Genomic DNA, 17,197 nt, shown 5'->3' on the forward strand with positions numbered 1-17,197 from the left:
ACGAAGCGCTGGCGGCAAAAATCGCCGCGCTGCTCACGCGTCTTCCTGTTGAGTATTGCCAACGTCCGGGCTATCACCTGCCTGCTGACCGGGCCTCACCCGACCTTTGTCCTGATCCGATTGATGCCATTACTGGGCGGGAAACCGGCTCAGCATCCGGTCCTGGACGTTCTCCTCGCCGACGATCATCGCCGCAAGCGAGATGGCTTTATCACGGTCCGCAACGTTTGTTATGTAGCCTTCGAGCAGGACCACAGGGCCGAGCATCCTGATCTCGATCGCACTGCTGTCGATATCCTGAGCGGCGGAAAGGGTCGCTTTGATCGTCGCCATGGTCGAGGCCGAACTATGGCCCTGGGAGCAGCACTCTTGGTGGCTGGCATTGTCGGAACCGAACTTCATATCGTCCTCCTGGTCGTTGCCCTCCACGAACCGTCATATTACCTCAGAACCTAATATGAGAAGCGGGCTATGGAGTCGCCAGTCCGACTTAGGTCCGTCTTCCCCTCGGCGCGATCCAGCTTAGATTTTCCTCATCCTTGTTAAAAGGACACCAGGGAGGTTTTAGCAATGTTGCCGTTCCCAGTCAGAACCTCCCTGGTGAAGCTTTGTCGATCCATGTCGGGCGTCGCATAAAAAGCGAAGATTCGCCCTGTGAAAACCTGCCTGGATGCCATTCAGGACAATATTCCCCCGAAGACCGTCTGCATGATCTCATTCATGCGCTGGGCCACGAGCGAGATGAGCTTGTCCCCGTCGGGTGCCCGAAAGTATCGTTGACCGCTTTGACTCGATCGAGGTCTATGAACAGTACGCAGTGGCTCTGGCCTTGGGAGCCGCCGCAAGCCGGACGGCGAGTTCGGTGCTGAATGAGCTCGGTTTGAAAGACCGGTCAGAGGATCGCGCGAGGCGAGATGCTGGAGCTCCTCACGAGTTGAGGCAAGCCGTGCTGAACGTCTCACCCTCACCAACCACCGCTTCTTTTACTCGTTGTCATCGCTGAACGACGGTCAGCGCAGCGATACCTGCCTCATCGGCCGCACGCAAGAACGCGTCCCAAAATTGCTCCGGAGCGATCTCACCGCTGATCGCATCGACGCAAGCCTTCACCGCAGTGACATATTCTTCGCCGTCATCGGAAGGCCAGTCCCTGAGCAGCATATATGCCGCGTCGCCGAGGGTGCGAACGATCCTGTGAGCTGGCTGACCGCGCAGAGCCAGCCCGACGGGTGTGAATGCAGACGTTGCGTCCCAGTTCATTGTCGTCGACCTCAGGTCAGACATCGCTATTCGCGGGATAATATACGCGTGTATTCCAAAATCGTAATTGACGATTGGTTACCCGGAGTGACCGGGTGTGAAGGTATGCCGCTGGAAAGGATTGGGCGCTCTACGATTTCGTATCGGAGCGCGCTGAGCAGCATCGGCTATTGTTGCGATAGATGACGACAGCGGCAGGGCATCGAGGTCACTCGCCCAAGGTTTTGAAACTCTGTGAGCAAGGGATGTCGAGGGTAAAGATGAGGCCGATCGATATCATTTCGACGGCCTCCAAAATTCGGATTAGTTTAACGCATCGGCGATTGCCAGAATAAGAAGAGCCGGTTCAAGTTGAACGTGGCCGACCGAGGAGTGCCCAAGCTCGACGTAACTTCTGAAGGCGGGAGGAAATCCGCTGTGGAGGAGGGGCCGATATTCCATTGCGAAAATCAGCTAAGGCTTGAGCCTCCAGCCTCGTTCTCTCGCTTGACCATTGCTGGTCAACTATTGGCTTGCCGGTCTGGTGGTCTATGACCGACCACCTTCCGTTCTCGAGTGCTTGTATCTGGTAGCGCTGCATTCTCAAGCCATAGATTTAGATGTGCCTACATCAGCCTGAAATCTCATTGAAATCAACTGGAACGGAACGCTGCTTCACACATACTTCGGTTAGATGGTGAACCCCCGGTTACCCGAGGGCAAGCGGCAACTTCCATATGGCGTCGAACTATCGACCTTACTACATTGTAGCGGCAATGTTCCCATCGGATATATCGCTTGTTATACGGTGATCAGGTACTTCTGAAGCCCTCAGGGATATCGCGTCTGTCCGGAAGCTACCTGGGAGCGAAATCGGACTCTTTGATCCCGCCAACCTAGCACCTGCGCTCAGGGGCGATCCGCAATATCGCCAGTAAAGCCGTCGGCGGGCCGCCCTCGACTATGGGTATCGGACGAACGTACATCATTTGTTACTTCGCACATGCGGTAATTGTCATACGATTCAAAACGCAAAAAAATAACAAAAATCAGTTGCTTACTCGAAGTTTCTCGACTACGTTTTTTACAGAAAAATTCCGAAATAACCGGCCTCGCCGGCGATACTCAGCGGTCGTTTGATCTCGCTTGAGGAGGATCGTGACGTTGTTTGTCCGACTTCGTTTCTTCGCAATGATCCAGCGAGCGCGTGATCTCGTCTCGATCCGATACGGACCTACGACGGCAATCTGACGCGTCGGAAACCCTTTGTCCCACTTTTGTAAGATGGTGCTCCGGTGTGGTGCGCCCGAGGTTTGTTATGCAAAAGCAAGCTGTCGTATTCAACGGTCAGGAAGTCGGGATCGCGGTCCCAGTCGAAAACCGCCTCAAATTCATCGCTGTCCGCTTCAATGTCATTGACCTGGACAACAGGCTCTTCGACACGGTTACCGAAATCCGGCGCGCCATTACAGAGCATCTCGCGTCCAGCGGTCGTGCGATAACCTCGCACTGAATGGCAGAAGATATTCTTCTACGTCATGCGGCGTCCGTCATGGGAGGCCGACATGAACGCAATCCCATCTGCTTCACAACGCTACCCACCCAGGGCTGCAGGGCAATCGGACGCCGGCCAGCTGCGTCTGCCGCCATGCGATAGGCACTTTCGACGTCACGGCACTGTAGCGATTTCGCGTGTCGTTGATCCCACGTTCAATTCGATTGGCGACATTGAAATTTCGCCCGATCGCCCCGCCTCGTATGACGCTCCCGTGGGGATGTAAAATGATGCCATGAAGCCGGCACCGAGATCGAATGTTGGCCCGCAAAAGAGGACCGCGAAGAAACGTTCGTGCCTAAGCTTGAGCCTCGGCCGGCCGACCTGTCTTCGATTTGTCGAACGTGATGCGCTGCCACTCGCATCCTTGGAATTCTAGCCGGTCCATACCGAGCCGACTGCCTCCTGCGCCTGCCGCCGGTCAGACGAAGCGGAACCAGCACAGCGACGCGAATGCTCCCGTCGGCGCCAGGTTGGCATTGTCACGATTCGCAATTGGCGCTGGATGCAACCCCCTGATGGTACGCGCGGACGGCTTTGCTATGTGTCGTTTGTAAGCAACGAGAATAATCAGGCCCACGGCGACCGAAGTAAATAAAGTTAATTCTAAATTAGCCAATCGGGCGAATTCTCGCAGCTACGTGACCCGCGCGGTCGTCCTCAGGAGCTGGAGATCCGAATGAAGCGCCCGAATGTCAAGCAGGCCCTTGTTGCGGTTTTATCCGTCATTTGTGCCTTCCTCGTTGTCCTGTCCTACAGTTCCCTCAGCACGATCTCGACCTTGAACGACAACACCCAGCAAATTGGTGGCTTCTGGATGAAACGCCTGGTTACCGCGAGGGATATCAAGGGGAATTTCTCCGATTTGAAGCTTGCTTACGCGCGCTATCTGTTGGAGTCTTCACCAGAAAATCAAGCCGTTGAAGCTAAACTGGTCGACGACGCCAAGTCCGCTGTCCAGACCGCGATCGATGAATATGTGAAAGGCGTGCGTACCGAGCGGGGCCGGGAACTGATCACTCAGGTCAACTCGGAACTCAAGAAGTACGGCGAGCTTGCTGAGCATATGGCTAAATTACAGGACGGCGGAAAGGGCGCCGAGGCGGTCAGCTTTTTCCGCGAGAGTATGGAGCCGCAATCCGATCTGGTCGGCCAGAAGATTTCTGATCTCGTGGCCTTCATCTTGAGCCAGACCGAGACCTATGTGGCGGCAAGCGAGGGCGCCGCACGCACGGCATTCGTAATCACAGCAATAATTGCAACTCTTGCCGTTCTGGTCGCTTTAGCCGGCACGATATTCGCCGTGCTCGGCGTCGCGAGCCCGATCCGCCGCATCGCCTCAGCCATGAAGATCTTGTCCGACGGGGATCTGCAAAGCGAGATCCCTTATGCCGGCCGCGCCGACGAGATTGGCGCAATGGCAGCAGCGGTCGAAGTGTTCCGACAGAACGCCATACATGTCCTCCGCCTGGAACAGGAAGCGTCGGCATCGCGAAGCCAGTCGGAGGCCGCACGTGCAGCTGCACAGGAGCGCGCCGAGCATGAGGCGCAACAATTACGGTTTGCGACGACCACTCTAGGTGACGGACTGAGACGTCTTGCAGGCGGCGATGTCTCTTTCCAGCTGGCGGAGCCCTTCGCTGAGGAATACGAGCAACTGCGGGAAGATTTCAACACGTCCCTCAAGCAACTCGGGACGGCAATCGGTGCTGTCCTGCAAACGGTGCACAGCATCGACAATGGAACGCGCGAAATCGCGTCCGGTGCGCAAGATCTTTCCAAGCGTACGGAGCAGCAGGCCGCGTCTTTGGAAGAGACGGCGGCAGCTCTCGATGAGATTACCACCAACGTTGCCACCGCGTCCAAACGAACCGACGAGGCCCGCAATGTCGCGCAGGAGGCTAATGTCAGTGCGGAACGTTCCGCTGCCGTCGTGTCTCAAGCCGAACAGGCTATGAGGCGCATTGAGGACAGCTCGGAGCAAATCTCCAATATCATCGGCGTGATCGACGAAATCGCTTTCCAGACAAACCTTCTGGCGCTGAATGCAGGCGTCGAGGCAGCCCGCGCCGGAGAAGCCGGTAAAGGCTTTGCCGTTGTCGCACAGGAGGTACGCGAACTCGCCCAGCGCGCAGCGACGGCGGCGAAGGAAATCAAGGGACTCATCGAAAAGTCATCAGTCGAAGTCGGCACGGGTGTGAAATTAGTCCTCGAAACGGGCCAGTCGCTTAAGTCTATCGGCGACCAAGTCTCTCAGATCAATCAGCTGATGGCAGCCATCGCAACGTCGGCGCGAGAGCAGTCCACGGGGCTCGCCGAAATCAACACCGCCGTCAATCAAATGGATCAGTCCACCCAGCAGAACGCGGCGATGGTCGAGCAATCGACCGCAGCGGCGGCGTCTTTGTCGAGTGAGGCGAGCAGACTGCGTGAACTCGTCAACCAATTTCATCTCGACAGCGCCGCCGGCCATGTGGCCGCGTTGAGAAGTAATGTCAGGATCAGGGCGGCATGATAATGGCCCGGCCGTTTCGTCGAGCGGCGGTTGCTGAGACTGTCCTCGCGCAGATCTTGGCCTCTTTTCGACTGCAACCTCTCCAAGATCCGACGTGGAGGCCTCATTCGCCTCCATGCCGCTCGGCACAGCGGATGGCGGATTCGAGCGTGGGGAATGGGTGAGCGTGTCGGCACTTCCCGTATAGCCCATCAAAGGTTCGCTGAATGGCGCGCTGCGGCGGTCGAAAACAAGCCGCCAGCCCTTTCGGCTGTTCGGTCCCTAATGTCGTCACCGAGCGCGACGGTTTGAAAATCCTCGCAACGGTATTTTCGGGAAACAATGAGTGCGAGAAACAGGATAGCTCCACCGGTTGTCGCTTAAGACGCGCAAGCCGGAAGCCGTCGCTGTTCTCTCGTTATCTGTGTGTCTGCCAGTCTCCATCACTTGTCCTCCGCAGGGTGGCAAAGGATGCGCGGCGGGTGCAGATGGCCGCCGCCGCGCGTTCGTCTCGATCAACTCTTGATGGCGATGCGCTTGACCTGCGACTGCGCCTCCTCGGTCTTCGGCAAGGTGATCGTCAGTATTCCGTTCTTGAAGGTGGCGTCGACCTGGTCTTCCTTGACCTTGACACCGAACGGGATGCGGCGCTCGAAGCGGCCGTAGTAGCGCTCGGAAAACCGGCGATCCTTATCCTCGCTCTCGGAGTGCTTTTCGCCCTTCAGCGTCAGCACGCCATCATTGAGCAGGACCTCGATGTCCTTCTCCTCAAGACCGGGGACTTCGGCCGTCACCTTGATCTCCTTGTCGGTGTCGGAGATCTCGACGCTTGGCCATCCACCCCCGAGGGCGGAGGCGTTGCCGAAGGACGGCAGGCCGGAGCCAAAGCCGCGGAAGACATCATCGAACAGACGGTTCACCTCACGATGAAGCGACAGGAAGGGATCACGGTCGTCATCGCGCAAGAGACTTGAAACCTGGTTGCCATTGTTGCGGCCCCAGGGAATCAGATCACGAACACTCATGTTTCTTCTCCTTTCTGTTGGTTCGCTTGGCGAAACTTTGCTGCCGGCGCCGGACCAGGCCCGGCGCCTTGCTTGCGGTCTGCTGGGGAAGGCTTAAGCCGCCTGCTGCTTGCCCTCGATCTGCTTGGTCTCGGCCTTCGGCATCTGGCCGGTTCGGATCTCGATCTGGCGCGGCTTCATCTCTTCAGGGATTTCGCGCTTGAGATCGACGGTCAGCAGACCGTTGACGAAACCCGCACTCACGACCCTGACATGGTCGGCTAGTTCGAAGCGACGCTGGAACGAGCCGCTGGCGATGCCGCGGTGCAGATATTGGAGGTCATCGTCGCTCGCCTTCTGTCCCGAGACGATGAGCATGTTCTGCTCTTGAGTCATCGCCAGCTCGTCCTGTGAGAAGCCCGCCAGTGCCATGACAATGCGGTAATCATTCTCGCCAGCTTTGACGATATCGTAAGGCGGCCAACTGTCGCTCGTCTCGGCGCGGCTTGCAGCCTCGAGCGCGTTGAACATCCGGTCGAAGCCTATGCTCGATCGGAACAGGGGTGAGAAATCGAGGTTTGTCCTCATAGCCATATCCTCCTTATAAGCAACATGGATACAAGGAGACGCCAAGAGCAACGGCGTCTCCTGGACCTGTGTCAATCCCCATTGGGCAATCGACTAATATCGATATAATTCAGTGTCTTAGAATTTCAAGGGGAGTGGAATTTCTCGGTGGAAAAAATTGAAAATTTTCCGAGGCGCCACCATATCTGGGCCGAGCGGGAGAGAGGAGAAAGTTGCTATGATAATGACCGCAGACGACGTCATCGCCGTGCTTGGGCCTGCCGACGAAACGCTGGTGGCTGAAGTCATCGCGACAGGTGCGACCAAGACTGAACTTGCCGAGGCATTTGCGTGGGCCAACAACGACGAAGCCTTGATGGGCGAAGGTCGCCGTCTGCCGACAGGCAGGGTTGCCGCGCTCGTTGATCTGCTTTCCGCCGAGGAGGAAGAGCAGGATAGATGACATCACTGGCCGCTGCTCCGGGCGCGATCGACGCAACCGGTCATGCCGTCGCGAGCACGCGGATGTTGCCCTTGCGATCGATCACGTCCACAACGACATTGAGTCCGGAACGTCGAATGGCGATGTCTGCCGAACCATTGCCGATTAACAGGTGTCGCAACGTGACCTCATCGAGGAAGCTCGGAAGGCGCGGCTCGTTCAAGCTGATCTGCAAGGCGTTCGGATCGAACTCAAGACCGAGACACGACTGCAATAACGACAAAGGCGTTGCCGCCGCCCATGCCTGCGGCGAGCAGGCGACCGGATAGAAGGTCGGTCCCTGCGCGCGCCTGCGCGGCAGGCCGCAGAAAAGTTCGGGAAGCCGCCGCAATTCGATATAGGTCGAAGCGGCAAAGAGTCCCTCAAAGATCCGCGCGGCTTCCGCGCGATAGCCATAGCGAGCAAGCCCCCTGGCGATCAGGGCGTTGTCGTGCGGCCAGATCGAGCCGTTGTGATAGCTCATGGGATTGTAGAGCGCCTCTGTGGAGGCAATGGTGCGGATGCCCCAGCCACAGAAGGACGAGGCACTCATCAGAGTGAGGGTGAGCTGTCTGGCCCGTTCGGGATAGGCGATGCCGGTGAACAGGGCATGGCCGGCATTGGAGGAGCGGACCCTGCAGGGTCGCTTGTCGCCATCGAGCGCCAGCACGTAGGTGCCAAGTTCCTCGTCGAAGAAGCTCGTATCAAAGGTGCTACGCAGCCCCTCCGCACGCGCTAAGAAGCCGGCGGCCCGTTCCGGCCGGCCGAGGCGCTGAAAGATCTCGGCCGCCGCCTGCCACGCGCCATAGACGTAGGCCTGAACTTCGGCGATCGCGATCGGACCCTTGGCGAGCGTCCCGTCCGCGTGGAAAATGGAGTCGTGGCTGTCCTTCCATGCCTGGTTGACCAACCCTTCTTCCGTCTGTCGCCCATATTCGACGAAGCCGTCGCCGTCGCGATCGCCATGGTCATCAATCCATGTCAGTGCGGCTTCGATATGCGGCAGGAGACGGTCGATGGTCGCAAAATCACCGGTTCGCCCGAGATATTCACCGGCCAACATCACGAACAACGGCGTCGAATCGATGCTGCCGTAATAGCGGCGAAAAGGAACCTCGCCGAGCTCGGCCATTTCGCCACAGCGCACCTCGTGCAGGATCTTGCCGGGTTCCGCATCTGCGACTGGATCGATCTCCGTTGCCTGGTTGGTTGCCAAGTGGCCAAGAACTCCGCGTGCGATCTCCGGATCGAGCCAGAGCGTCTCCAGCGCCGTAATCAGAGCATCGCGCCCGAAGACTGTGCTGAACCAGGGAATCCCGGCGTAGGGATAGGGGCCTTCTGGCTTGTCGGTCATCAGCATGTAGAGATCGGAGATGCTGCGTTGGGCGACTTCGTTGAAGATTTCGTTCGACGTTGTGATCGAGGCGGCGCGCGACGAAGAGGCGCGCAGGGCTCTGCGCGAATCCCGCAGCGCAAGGAAGAACGAACGATGGCCGGGTTTTCGAGTCTCCTTCTGGTCACAGCCGATTTCTATGAACAGAGACCGGCTCTCGTGCGGCGCCAGCTGGAGATTATAAGTGACATGGCCGGTGGTGAGTTCGGTCGGCTTCGGATCGAAGGAAAGTTGCGTTGATCGATTTTGGTTGTCGAGGCCGATATAGGAGAGAAAGACACAATCCTGCTCAACGACAGGAGAAAGATGGCGCCCTCTTTTTGCCCTTACGGTTCCGCGAACTTCGAAGAGATCGGCGAAATCCGCTCCGAAAGTCATCTCGATACGAATGGGCCGCGGGCGGTCATCAAAATTCCTTATCGACAGTCGCTCGTAGCACTGAGCATTCCAGAGGAAGCGAGACCTGCGCAGGTGGATGACGTCGTGGCCGAGGACAAGCCGACCCTTGTCGTCGAAGAGGTCGGGATTGGTGAGGTCGCAGGTGAGCGTCGCGTTGTCATCGCGCAGTATCGACGACAGCAGCATTGGGGGCTTGCCGTTGATCGTCAGGCTGAGATGCGAGAGATATCGGGTATCGCGATGAAACAGGCCTTCCGGGCTGTCTGGTCCCGAAACTGCATCGCCATTGTGATCAAAGACGGCGAAAGTATCGCCGTGCTTTAGAGTGAGCGGCCGGCGCTCCTGCAGTGATGAGGTAGCCGGAATGAAAAATTTCTCGACCGTTGCCATCGGGCCGGACGATGCTGGCACTGGGCTGCTGTCTATAGAAGACATTGCTCCTCCTGAAATCTCAGACGACGAGCTGCAAGTCGAGCGGCTGCCCGTTCGACCGGCGAACTGGAGCGACTTTGGAACGGACGCCGGGTAGGCTACGGTAGAGGTCGAGGTAGTCGTACGCCATCCTTTCCGCGGTAAAGCGCTTCTCGAACGTGGCCCGCACCTTGTGGCGATCCATCCGAAGCGCCCATTCGACGTTCTCGGCCGCGTCGGTGACGCTGTCGACCAGAATTCCGGACACGCCGTTGTCGATCACCTCCGGCACCGAGCCGCAGCCGAAGGCGACGACCGGAGTGCCGCAGGCCATTGCCTCGATCATCACCAGTCCGAACGGCTCCGGCCAATCGATCGGGAAAAGCAAGGCTCCTGCATTTCCAAGGAAGGTTGCTTTCTGATGCTCATCGATCTCGCCGATGAACTCGACATTGGAATGACGTTTCATCATCGGCTCGATGACCGTTTCCCAGTAGGCCATGTCGGCATTGTCGATCTTGGCGGCGATCTTCAGCTGCATGCCGACTTTTGCCGCGATCTCTATTGCACGATCGGGTCGCTTTTCCGGCGAAATGCGGCCGAGAAACGCAAGGTAATCGCCCTTTGGCTTTTCCGTGAAAGGCAGCAGACCGGTGGGCAGACCGTGGTAAACCGTTCCCGCCCAATGGACCGGTGGCATAGGCCTACGTTGGTCATTGGAGATCGAAACGACCGGAACATCTGCGAAGGTCTGGTAGAAGGGCTTGAGATCCGGCAGATCCAGACGGCCGTGCAAGGTTGTCAGCGTGCGGTCGGCAAAATTTCGGATCAGCGGGAAATGCAACAGATCGATATGGAAATGCAGGACATCAAACTCATGCGCGCGGCAGCGAATTTCCTCCAGCATCACAATCTGATGCGGCAGTTGGTCCTTGACCGCCGGGTTAAGCCGCAGCGCAACGTCCGCGCAGGATACGAGCCGGGCGTCGGTGACGGAGTCGCCGCTGGCAAAAAGCGTGACGTCGTGGCCCTGCGAGACAAGTTCTTCGGTGAGATAGGATACAATCCGCTCCGTTCCCCCATAGAGCTTCGGCGGAACGCTTTCGGGGAGCGGCGCGATCTGAGCGATCTTCATCGGCAAAACCTCCTCAGTTGAGCAAAGAGTCGTCGGTAAAAATCTTCTCCGCGTCCGAAACAGGCACGCGGCGGTCAGGGGGAGCGGTTAGATCTCGAATGGTTGTCTGAGTCCTCGTTTCCAGTAGCTGCACAGACCGAAGCCGCCGGATCGGTGCGACAGCGATCTACGGCGGCGGCTTTGGCTGTCATTGACGGAAGCCGTCTGCTTTTGCGCTGATGTGTTTTGATCGTCACCATCGAGAGCCTTCAAGGTCGCAAGAACCTCATCATAGGAGACAATCCGTTCTGTCCCGGGATAGCGTCGCCAGGCTGGCATGGATTCGATTGCACATACGTCGGACGCCCAAGAGGCCAGAATAGCCCGCTTCTCGTCCTTGCTGATATTGTCCGCCAACAGCACGTGGCGGGGATGATCGAAATGCATGGCCGGGTGCAATAGATGCGCGGCGCTTATTGTTGCTGCGGCATGCTTGGCTGCAGAATTGCTATCAGTTTCCTTTCTCATGTTCTGACTCCACGGATATAGGACCAATGGACGTTGTCGACTCTCCCATGTCACGCGGCCTGGGTGGGTTGCTTTTCGAACAGTCCGCGCGCGGCCCGAACCATGGTCTTCAGGTGTTCGGGATTGCGAACGCCCTGCCGATAAAGCTCCACGACGATTGCCGCGATGCGTTCAGCTTCTTCAGAATTGCGAGGCAAGTCCGCCACAGTTCTGAGGTCATCGAAGACGTGTCGGCAGACTTCGAGGTCACGGGAATCAAGCGGCGCTTGCGACTTCTTGATGATCGTTTGAACCATTTGTTCCTCCATTGCTGGAGGCCCGCCCTTCAAGAGCAGGGCGGGCCGGCGGCCTTAGAAATCCATGCCGGCACCGGCGGGGATCGCCGGAGCGGCTTCCTTCTTGGGCTTTTCAGCGATCATAGCCTCCGTCGTCACCAGCAGGCCGGCAACCGAGGCTGCATCCTGAAGCGCGGTGCGAACGACCTTGGCCGGGTCGATGACGCCCTGCGCATAGAGATCGCCATAATCGCCAGTCTGAGCGTTCCAGCCGTAGGCGAACTCAGTCTTCTCACGCAGCTTGCCGACGATCACGGAGCCTTCCGCGCCGGCGTTTTCGGCGATCTGACGCACCGGGGCTTCGATTGCACGTCGCACGATTTCGATGCCGACGCGCTGGTCCTGGTTCGCGGTGGTGAGATTGTCGAGCGCCTTGACCGACCGCAGAAGGGCAACGCCACCGCCGGGCAGAATACCCTCTTCGACCGCTGCCCGGGTCGCATGCAGGGCGTCGTCGACCCGATCCTTCTTCTCCTTCACTTCGACCTCCGTCGAGCCGCCGACGCGGATGACGGCAACGCCACCGGCGAGCTTGGCAAGGCGTTCCTGGAGCTTCTCGCGGTCGTAGTCCGAAGTGGTCTCTTCGATCTGGGCGCGGATTTGCGCGACCCGGCCATCGATTTCCGTTTTCGAGCCGACGCCGTCGATGATGGTCGTGTTCTCCTTTTCGATCGACACCTTCTTGGCACGGCCGAGCATGTTCAGCGTCACGTTTTCAAGCTTGATGCCGAGGTCTTCGGAGATGACGGTGCCGCCGGTCAGGATGGCGATGTCTTCGAGCATGGCCTTGCGGCGGTCGCCGAAGCCAGGCGCCTTGACGGCAGCGATCTTCAGGCCGCCACGCAGCTTGTTGACGACGAGCGTTGCAAGAGCTTCGCCTTCGACGTCTTCAGCGATGATGAGGAGCGGCTTGCCGGACTGGACGACGGCTTCGAGAACCGGCAGCATCGACTGCAGGTTCGACAGCTTCTTCTCGTGGATGAGAATATAGGGATCTTCGAGCTCGACGCGCATCTTATCTTGGTTGGTCACAAAATAAGGGCTCAAATAGCCGCGGTCGAACTGCATACCTTCGACGACTTCGAGTTCGGTTTCGGCGGTCTTGGCTTCTTCAACGGTGATGACGCCCTCGTTGCCAACCTTTTCCATGGCCTCGGCAAGATACCGACCGATCTCTTCGTCGCCATTGGCCGATATCGTGCCGACCTGGGCGATTTCCGAATTGTTGGAGATCTTGCGCGCGTTGGTCTTCAGTTCCTTGACCACGGCGTCAACGGCCAGGTCGATGCCGCGCTTCAGGTCCATCGGGTTCATGCCCGACGCCACCGCCTTGGCGCCTTCCTTGACGATTGCCTGAGCAAGCACGGTTGCGGTCGTGGTGCCGTCGCCGGCGAGATCGTTGGTCTTCGATGCCACCTCGCGCAGCATCTGGGCGCCCATATTTTCGAACTTGTCTTCGAGTTCGACTTCCTTGGCGACCGAAACGCCGTCCTTGGTGATGCGCGGTGCGCCGAAGGACTTGTCGATCACAACGTTGCGGCCCTTCGGGCCGAGGGTCACCTTCACTGCGTTGGCAAGCACATCGACCCCACGCAGCATGCGTTCACGAGCATCGGTGTTAAATTTAACGTCTTTTGCAGCCATTTCTCTAACTCCTCTAATAGGCAGCTATTTGACTGATAGATTGGTGGGGTGGACGGCTCAGGCGGCCTGCTTCTGCTCTGCCGGGGCTTCGATGACGCCCATGACATCGCTTTCTTTCATGATCAACAGGTCCTCGCCGTTGATCTTGATCTCTGTGCCGGACCATTTGCCGAACAGGATGCGATCGCCAGCCTTGACGTCAAGCACCTGGATCTGGCCGGCATCGTTGCGCGCGCCGGGGCCGACGGCGATGACCTCGCCTTCCTGAGGTTTTTCCTTGGCGGTATCGGGAATGATGATTCCGCCTTTGGTTTTCTCTTCAGACTCAACCCGGCGGACAAGAATGCGATCATGAAGCGGTCGGAACGACATGTTTTCCCTCCGATGGACAAACAATGATGACGTTGTTCCCCCGCCCGGACCGGATGACTAGTCCGGGCGGGTGCAAAACCTCACTCGAGCGTTTTGCGCAAAATGATCTGGTTTGTCGGTTTTTTGATTTCAAGAGGTCAAAACAAAAAAATTAGCACTCTTCATCGCCGGCTGCTAACACACTGGAAAAACACAACAACAACGCCTCCGGTATTCAAAAATCGGTGATGACCGCAAAATTTACAGAACCCTGCAGGCTGTCGCGAAACCGAGATGAATCGGCATGATTGGCCTATGGCGACAGATCTTTTCGCTTCCCGGCGATAGAGCGGTCACGAGCCACGGCGTGGGGCATGTTGCGTCTGCTGACCGACAATACGAATAGTGTCGGCAAGCATTAGGATCGGGGAAGACGCCGATCAACGGCACCCCAAGCGTTCAGTGGAAGGTGGGCCCGCCAATTCGGCCCGAGAACACAGCTAAGATCAACGATTGACGAGCATTTTGACTGGTCGACAAGGCAAGATCAGAAGTGGCCATGCACCAGGTTAACACTGGGAGCTGATCCCCACCAAATATACGCAAAAATCGCCCCGCGGAGACGCGGGGCGCAATGGTGAGCGGACATGGAAAGGCGGACGTTAGCGAAAAATCGCAATCACATCCGCGCTCAAAACGCGACGCTCCAGAAAAAGTTCCAGCAGTGACTAAGTAATTTGAACTGAAATAAATTCCGCGCGACAGAGGGGCACGACCTGCCTTTGACGCTGGCTATGCTCGGATCGGCCGCAAATTGGCGCTCGACAGATCCACCTTTCGCTCGGCGACCGGTTAACGTTGGTTTGCGATGCTCCGCCAGGCTGGCCTCGCCAAATACGCTGTCAGGCCGATGGCGAGACAGCCTGCGGTACTGAACAAGATGATCTCAAACGTGGCGGAGGGTCCACCGGCACTTTGGGCGATCCATCCAAATACAGCCGAAGAGATCGCAACTCCGAAAAACACAAGGGTGTTGAGAAAGCCCAACAAAAGGCCTCGGTGCTTGGAAGGTGCGAGTTCCTGCGCTTCGGCCATAACCAGGGGATGGAGGTTGCCGATTGAATAAAGCAGGCAGATCAGAGCGACGGCGGCGACAATACTGGAACCGGGCGAGACGGCCATTGCGAAAGCGGCGATCGTCGCCGCGACCATCCCAGCCGTCACGATGCTTCGCGGTGACACTTTGGATACGAGCGCGGGAATAGCAAAGGACGTCCCTATGCCGACGGCGCTCACGATCGTCAGCGCGAAACCTGAGACACGCTGATCCGCGGAGAACACCCCGGACAGGTAAGGGGTCGCCCAAGCATTGCGAAAAGTCCCTCCGAGCGACAGGGTTAGGCATATTGGCAAGAGGTAGACTAAGCCCGCTGGCCTGCTCTCAGTCGCCTCTTCCGATTGTCCTTCTTGTGGCGTTGGTGCCATTTGAAAGGCGACGCCAACCGCGCAAAGCGCCATCGCTGACGCTGCAACAAGCATCGCCCCGCGCCACCCGAGGACTTCAGAAAGCCAAACCATAGGCGATGCCGATAGAAGGGCGCCGATGGTGCCAACAGCGCTGACGGCGGTGATCTTTCTCCGCGCGGCCACCCCGTCGCCAAGACTTCCGAACTGATAGACCACTCCCATGAAGATCGGCGCGCATCCCGCGCCCAGGACCGCCTGACCGGCAACAAGCTGTCCGGCCGTTCGTGCCATGGCGACCAACGCGGCCCCCATGGCGCCGACGATCATTAAAACAGTCATAGGCGTTCCTGCGCCGAAGCGGTCGAAGGCTGAGCCCAGTGGCATCTGCAGCAGCCCGAACGAAATGAAGAAGGCCGACGCCGCGTATCCATAGCGGCTGGGGTCGAGATCGATGTCGGCAGCGACCATCGGACCGACCACGCCGAAATAGCTGCGAAAGAACATGCTCATCAGAAAGGCAAGAGCGAGGACGAAGAACTGCTTCCTGTTGTTGTGCATCAAGCGTCCGCCGTTTGCGAGATCCAGAAGCAATGTCAATCGGTGCGAATGGTTCCGAACCGACGACGCCAAGCGCCCCTAACTCTTGCAGATCGTTCTCTCGAATTATTCCTCAGCGTCGGAATACGTTTTGAATTGCAGTTTCAGAAGCGATGCGTCCACCGACAGGACAAAACCTGTCGGCGCGTAGCCAACAGTGACATCGCCGAAGGCGGAGAGACTGGAGTTGATGAGTCGAAAGCCGAACCCCTTCTTATCCGGCGCTTCTACCGCAGGGCCACCGACCTCCCGCCAACGGAAGTCTAGGCGCTTGTCACCCGCCTCGTCGCGCACAGACCAATCGATTTCGACTATCCCGGTCTCTCCCGATAGCGCACCATACTTGTTGGCGTTGGTGACAAGTTCGTGCAGCACGAGGGAGAAGCAAAGAGCCGCCTGAGGACCCAATTCAACAGCAGGACCGCTTGCTTTGAACCGTTCCGACGTCTCTAGTCCGAGATTGATAGCCGTCGCCTCGACAATCGCCGTCAGGGTAGCGCCCAGCCAATTCCGCTGTAGCAAAATTTCGTGCGCTTTGGCATATGCATTGATCCGTGCCGAGATCGCCTGTTCCGCATCCTCTATAGAGCTCGCGTTTCGGAAGGATTGGCTGGTGATAGCCTGAATGACGGTGAGCGTATTCTTCATCCGGTGCGAGAGCTCGTGCATCAGAACGCGCTGTCGTTCCTCGTTCTCTCTCTGCTCTGTCTGATCTCTGAGAATCTTCACGAAGCCCTCGACTTCGCCGTCATCCGTCGTCAATGCCATCATCTGACCCGACGCCCAAAACAACGAGCCGTCCTTGCGAACGTGCCAGCGCTCGTCATTGCCATGACCTTCGGTCAAAGCGGCGGTCATTTCCGTTGAAGAACCCCCGCCTGCCGGTCTTCCTCGGTGAAAATCACGGCCGCAGGCCGGCCGACCATCTCGGCCTCATCCCATCCGAGGATCCGTCGCGCGCCCTCATTCCAGGTGGTCACCAGCCCATCCAGATCTGTCGAGATGATCGCATATTCGATCGCACTTTGGAGAATGGCTTCGAGAAAGCGCTCTCGGGAGCGACTGGAGTTGGAAAAGAGTTTCATGATCATATGATGGCCCGATCCTTCCCAGGGCCCGCAAGAAAAAGGGCCTCATCCTGTTTCTAGGACGCCGCCTGACATTGGGGACGGCGCTGGCGTTTGCAATGGGCTACTCGACGGTTCTGACGGTCCTTGAATGATCGGCTATCCCTAACAATATCATTTCGACAGGACCATTGGTGGCATGAAAGGAGGAAAAAATGCCGCAGAACGATGTCCCATGGACCCAGCCGGTAAGAATCCGGCTGCAGTGCGGTTTGGAGCGCAGTTTCACAGGCGCATACGACGCCTTGGACTTTCTCGAAAACGAATGGCCGTTGCGTCACGGAGAGCGCCACGAGCGAGCAGTCAAGACGTGCCGTGGCGCCCTCAACGACACCACCGCCGGCATTATCGCGCGGGAGGCCTTCGTGGCCGCCTGCTTGGAAGCCGGCATGCCGTCCGTTCTTGTTCCTTGGAAGAGAAAGCCGACCGCGCATCCGGCTCGGCCTGCGCGCCTTGCTATCATCTAGGGGTATCAGTGACGACCTCGCCTC

Annotated in this window: 16 protein-coding genes and 1 pseudogene; 4 read left to right on the forward strand and 13 right to left on the reverse strand. The window is 58.0% G+C overall.

The window, feature by feature from the left end; all coding sequences use genetic code 11:
- Positions 1 to 129: 129 nt before the first annotated feature.
- The 3 genes from FHX10_RS07530 to FHX10_RS07540 form a co-directional block, all read right to left on the reverse strand.
- Positions 130 to 402 carry a BON domain-containing protein gene (locus tag FHX10_RS07530; protein WP_097544234.1) on the reverse strand — a complete coding sequence of 91 codons (273 nt, stop codon included), beginning with the start codon at positions 400 to 402 and terminating at the stop codon, positions 130 to 132.
- Positions 403 to 718: 316 nt separating this feature from the next.
- Positions 719 to 871, reverse strand: a complete 153-nt coding sequence (locus FHX10_RS35550; RefSeq protein WP_312862844.1) for a diguanylate cyclase domain-containing protein — start codon at positions 869 to 871, stop codon at positions 719 to 721.
- A 122-nt stretch (positions 872 to 993) separates the two neighbouring features.
- A complete protein-coding gene (locus tag FHX10_RS07540) occupies positions 994 to 1,260 on the reverse strand; it encodes a DUF982 domain-containing protein (RefSeq protein WP_097596434.1) in 267 nt (88 codons plus the stop codon).
- Between the two features lie 1,297 nt (positions 1,261 to 2,557).
- On the opposite strand from FHX10_RS07540, the gene FHX10_RS07545 reads away from it, so the two are divergent.
- The gene (locus FHX10_RS07545) at positions 2,558 to 2,752 is read left to right on the forward strand and encodes a hypothetical protein (protein ID WP_003577126.1); all 195 of its coding nucleotides are present in this window, start codon (positions 2,558 to 2,560) and stop codon (positions 2,750 to 2,752) included.
- A gap of 721 nt (positions 2,753 to 3,473) precedes the next feature.
- On the forward strand, positions 3,474 to 5,309 hold the full coding sequence (locus tag FHX10_RS07550) for a methyl-accepting chemotaxis protein (protein ID WP_097596435.1): 1,836 nt from the start codon (positions 3,474 to 3,476) through the stop codon (positions 5,307 to 5,309).
- 494 nt (positions 5,310 to 5,803) lie between these two features.
- Here FHX10_RS07550 and FHX10_RS07555 read toward each other — a convergent pair whose 3' ends face one another.
- Positions 5,804 to 6,313 (reverse strand): Hsp20/alpha crystallin family protein, encoded by a 510-nt coding sequence (locus FHX10_RS07555; RefSeq protein WP_028756365.1) that lies wholly within the window; start codon positions 6,311 to 6,313, stop codon positions 5,804 to 5,806.
- 93 nt (positions 6,314 to 6,406) lie between these two features.
- Entirely contained in the window at positions 6,407 to 6,880 is a 474-nt protein-coding gene (locus tag FHX10_RS07560; protein ID WP_028756366.1) for an Hsp20 family protein, read from the reverse strand.
- 217 nt (positions 6,881 to 7,097) lie between these two features.
- Between FHX10_RS07560 and FHX10_RS07565 the strand changes: the two genes are divergently transcribed.
- Positions 7,098 to 7,322, forward strand: coding sequence for a hypothetical protein (locus FHX10_RS07565; protein ID WP_028756281.1), 225 nt, complete (start codon positions 7,098 to 7,100; stop codon positions 7,320 to 7,322).
- Between the two features lie 40 nt (positions 7,323 to 7,362).
- Here FHX10_RS07565 and FHX10_RS07570 read toward each other — a convergent pair whose 3' ends face one another.
- The 8 genes and pseudogenes from FHX10_RS07570 to FHX10_RS07605 form a co-directional block, all read right to left on the reverse strand.
- On the reverse strand, positions 7,363 to 9,567 hold the full coding sequence (locus FHX10_RS07570) for an amylo-alpha-1,6-glucosidase (RefSeq protein ID WP_028757339.1): 2,205 nt from the start codon (positions 9,565 to 9,567) through the stop codon (positions 7,363 to 7,365).
- A gap of 16 nt (positions 9,568 to 9,583) precedes the next feature.
- Positions 9,584 to 10,678, reverse strand: coding sequence for a glycosyltransferase family 4 protein (locus tag FHX10_RS07575; RefSeq protein ID WP_028756279.1), 1,095 nt, complete (start codon positions 10,676 to 10,678; stop codon positions 9,584 to 9,586).
- An 87-nt stretch (positions 10,679 to 10,765) separates the two neighbouring features.
- Entirely contained in the window at positions 10,766 to 11,185 is a 420-nt protein-coding gene (locus FHX10_RS07580) for a hypothetical protein (RefSeq protein WP_028756278.1), read from the reverse strand.
- Positions 11,186 to 11,235: 50 nt separating this feature from the next.
- Entirely contained in the window at positions 11,236 to 11,481 is a 246-nt protein-coding gene (locus FHX10_RS07585) for a hypothetical protein (protein WP_028756277.1), read from the reverse strand.
- A gap of 54 nt (positions 11,482 to 11,535) precedes the next feature.
- The gene (gene groL, locus FHX10_RS07590; RefSeq protein WP_028756276.1) at positions 11,536 to 13,164 is read right to left on the reverse strand and encodes a chaperonin GroEL; all 1,629 of its coding nucleotides are present in this window, start codon (positions 13,162 to 13,164) and stop codon (positions 11,536 to 11,538) included.
- Positions 13,165 to 13,221: 57 nt separating this feature from the next.
- Positions 13,222 to 13,536 carry a co-chaperone GroES gene (groES, locus tag FHX10_RS07595; RefSeq protein WP_028757336.1) on the reverse strand — a complete coding sequence of 105 codons (315 nt, stop codon included), beginning with the start codon at positions 13,534 to 13,536 and terminating at the stop codon, positions 13,222 to 13,224.
- Between the two features lie 831 nt (positions 13,537 to 14,367).
- Positions 14,368 to 15,579 (reverse strand): MFS transporter, encoded by a 1,212-nt coding sequence (locus tag FHX10_RS07600; protein ID WP_132573562.1) that lies wholly within the window; start codon positions 15,577 to 15,579, stop codon positions 14,368 to 14,370.
- A gap of 66 nt (positions 15,580 to 15,645) precedes the next feature.
- Positions 15,646 to 16,670 (reverse strand): annotated as a pseudogene (locus FHX10_RS07605) (sensor histidine kinase).
- Positions 16,671 to 16,861: 191 nt separating this feature from the next.
- Here FHX10_RS07605 and FHX10_RS07610 point away from each other — a divergent pair.
- Complete coding sequence (locus tag FHX10_RS07610) at positions 16,862 to 17,173, forward strand: DUF982 domain-containing protein (protein ID WP_028757698.1); 312 nt, start codon at positions 16,862 to 16,864, stop codon at positions 17,171 to 17,173.
- The last annotated feature ends 24 nt before the right edge of the window (positions 17,174 to 17,197 follow it).

Origin of the sequence: Rhizobium sp. BK591, assembly GCF_014195045.1 — a bacterium.
Taxonomy (GTDB): Bacteria; Pseudomonadota; Alphaproteobacteria; order Rhizobiales; family Rhizobiaceae; genus Rhizobium; species Rhizobium anhuiense.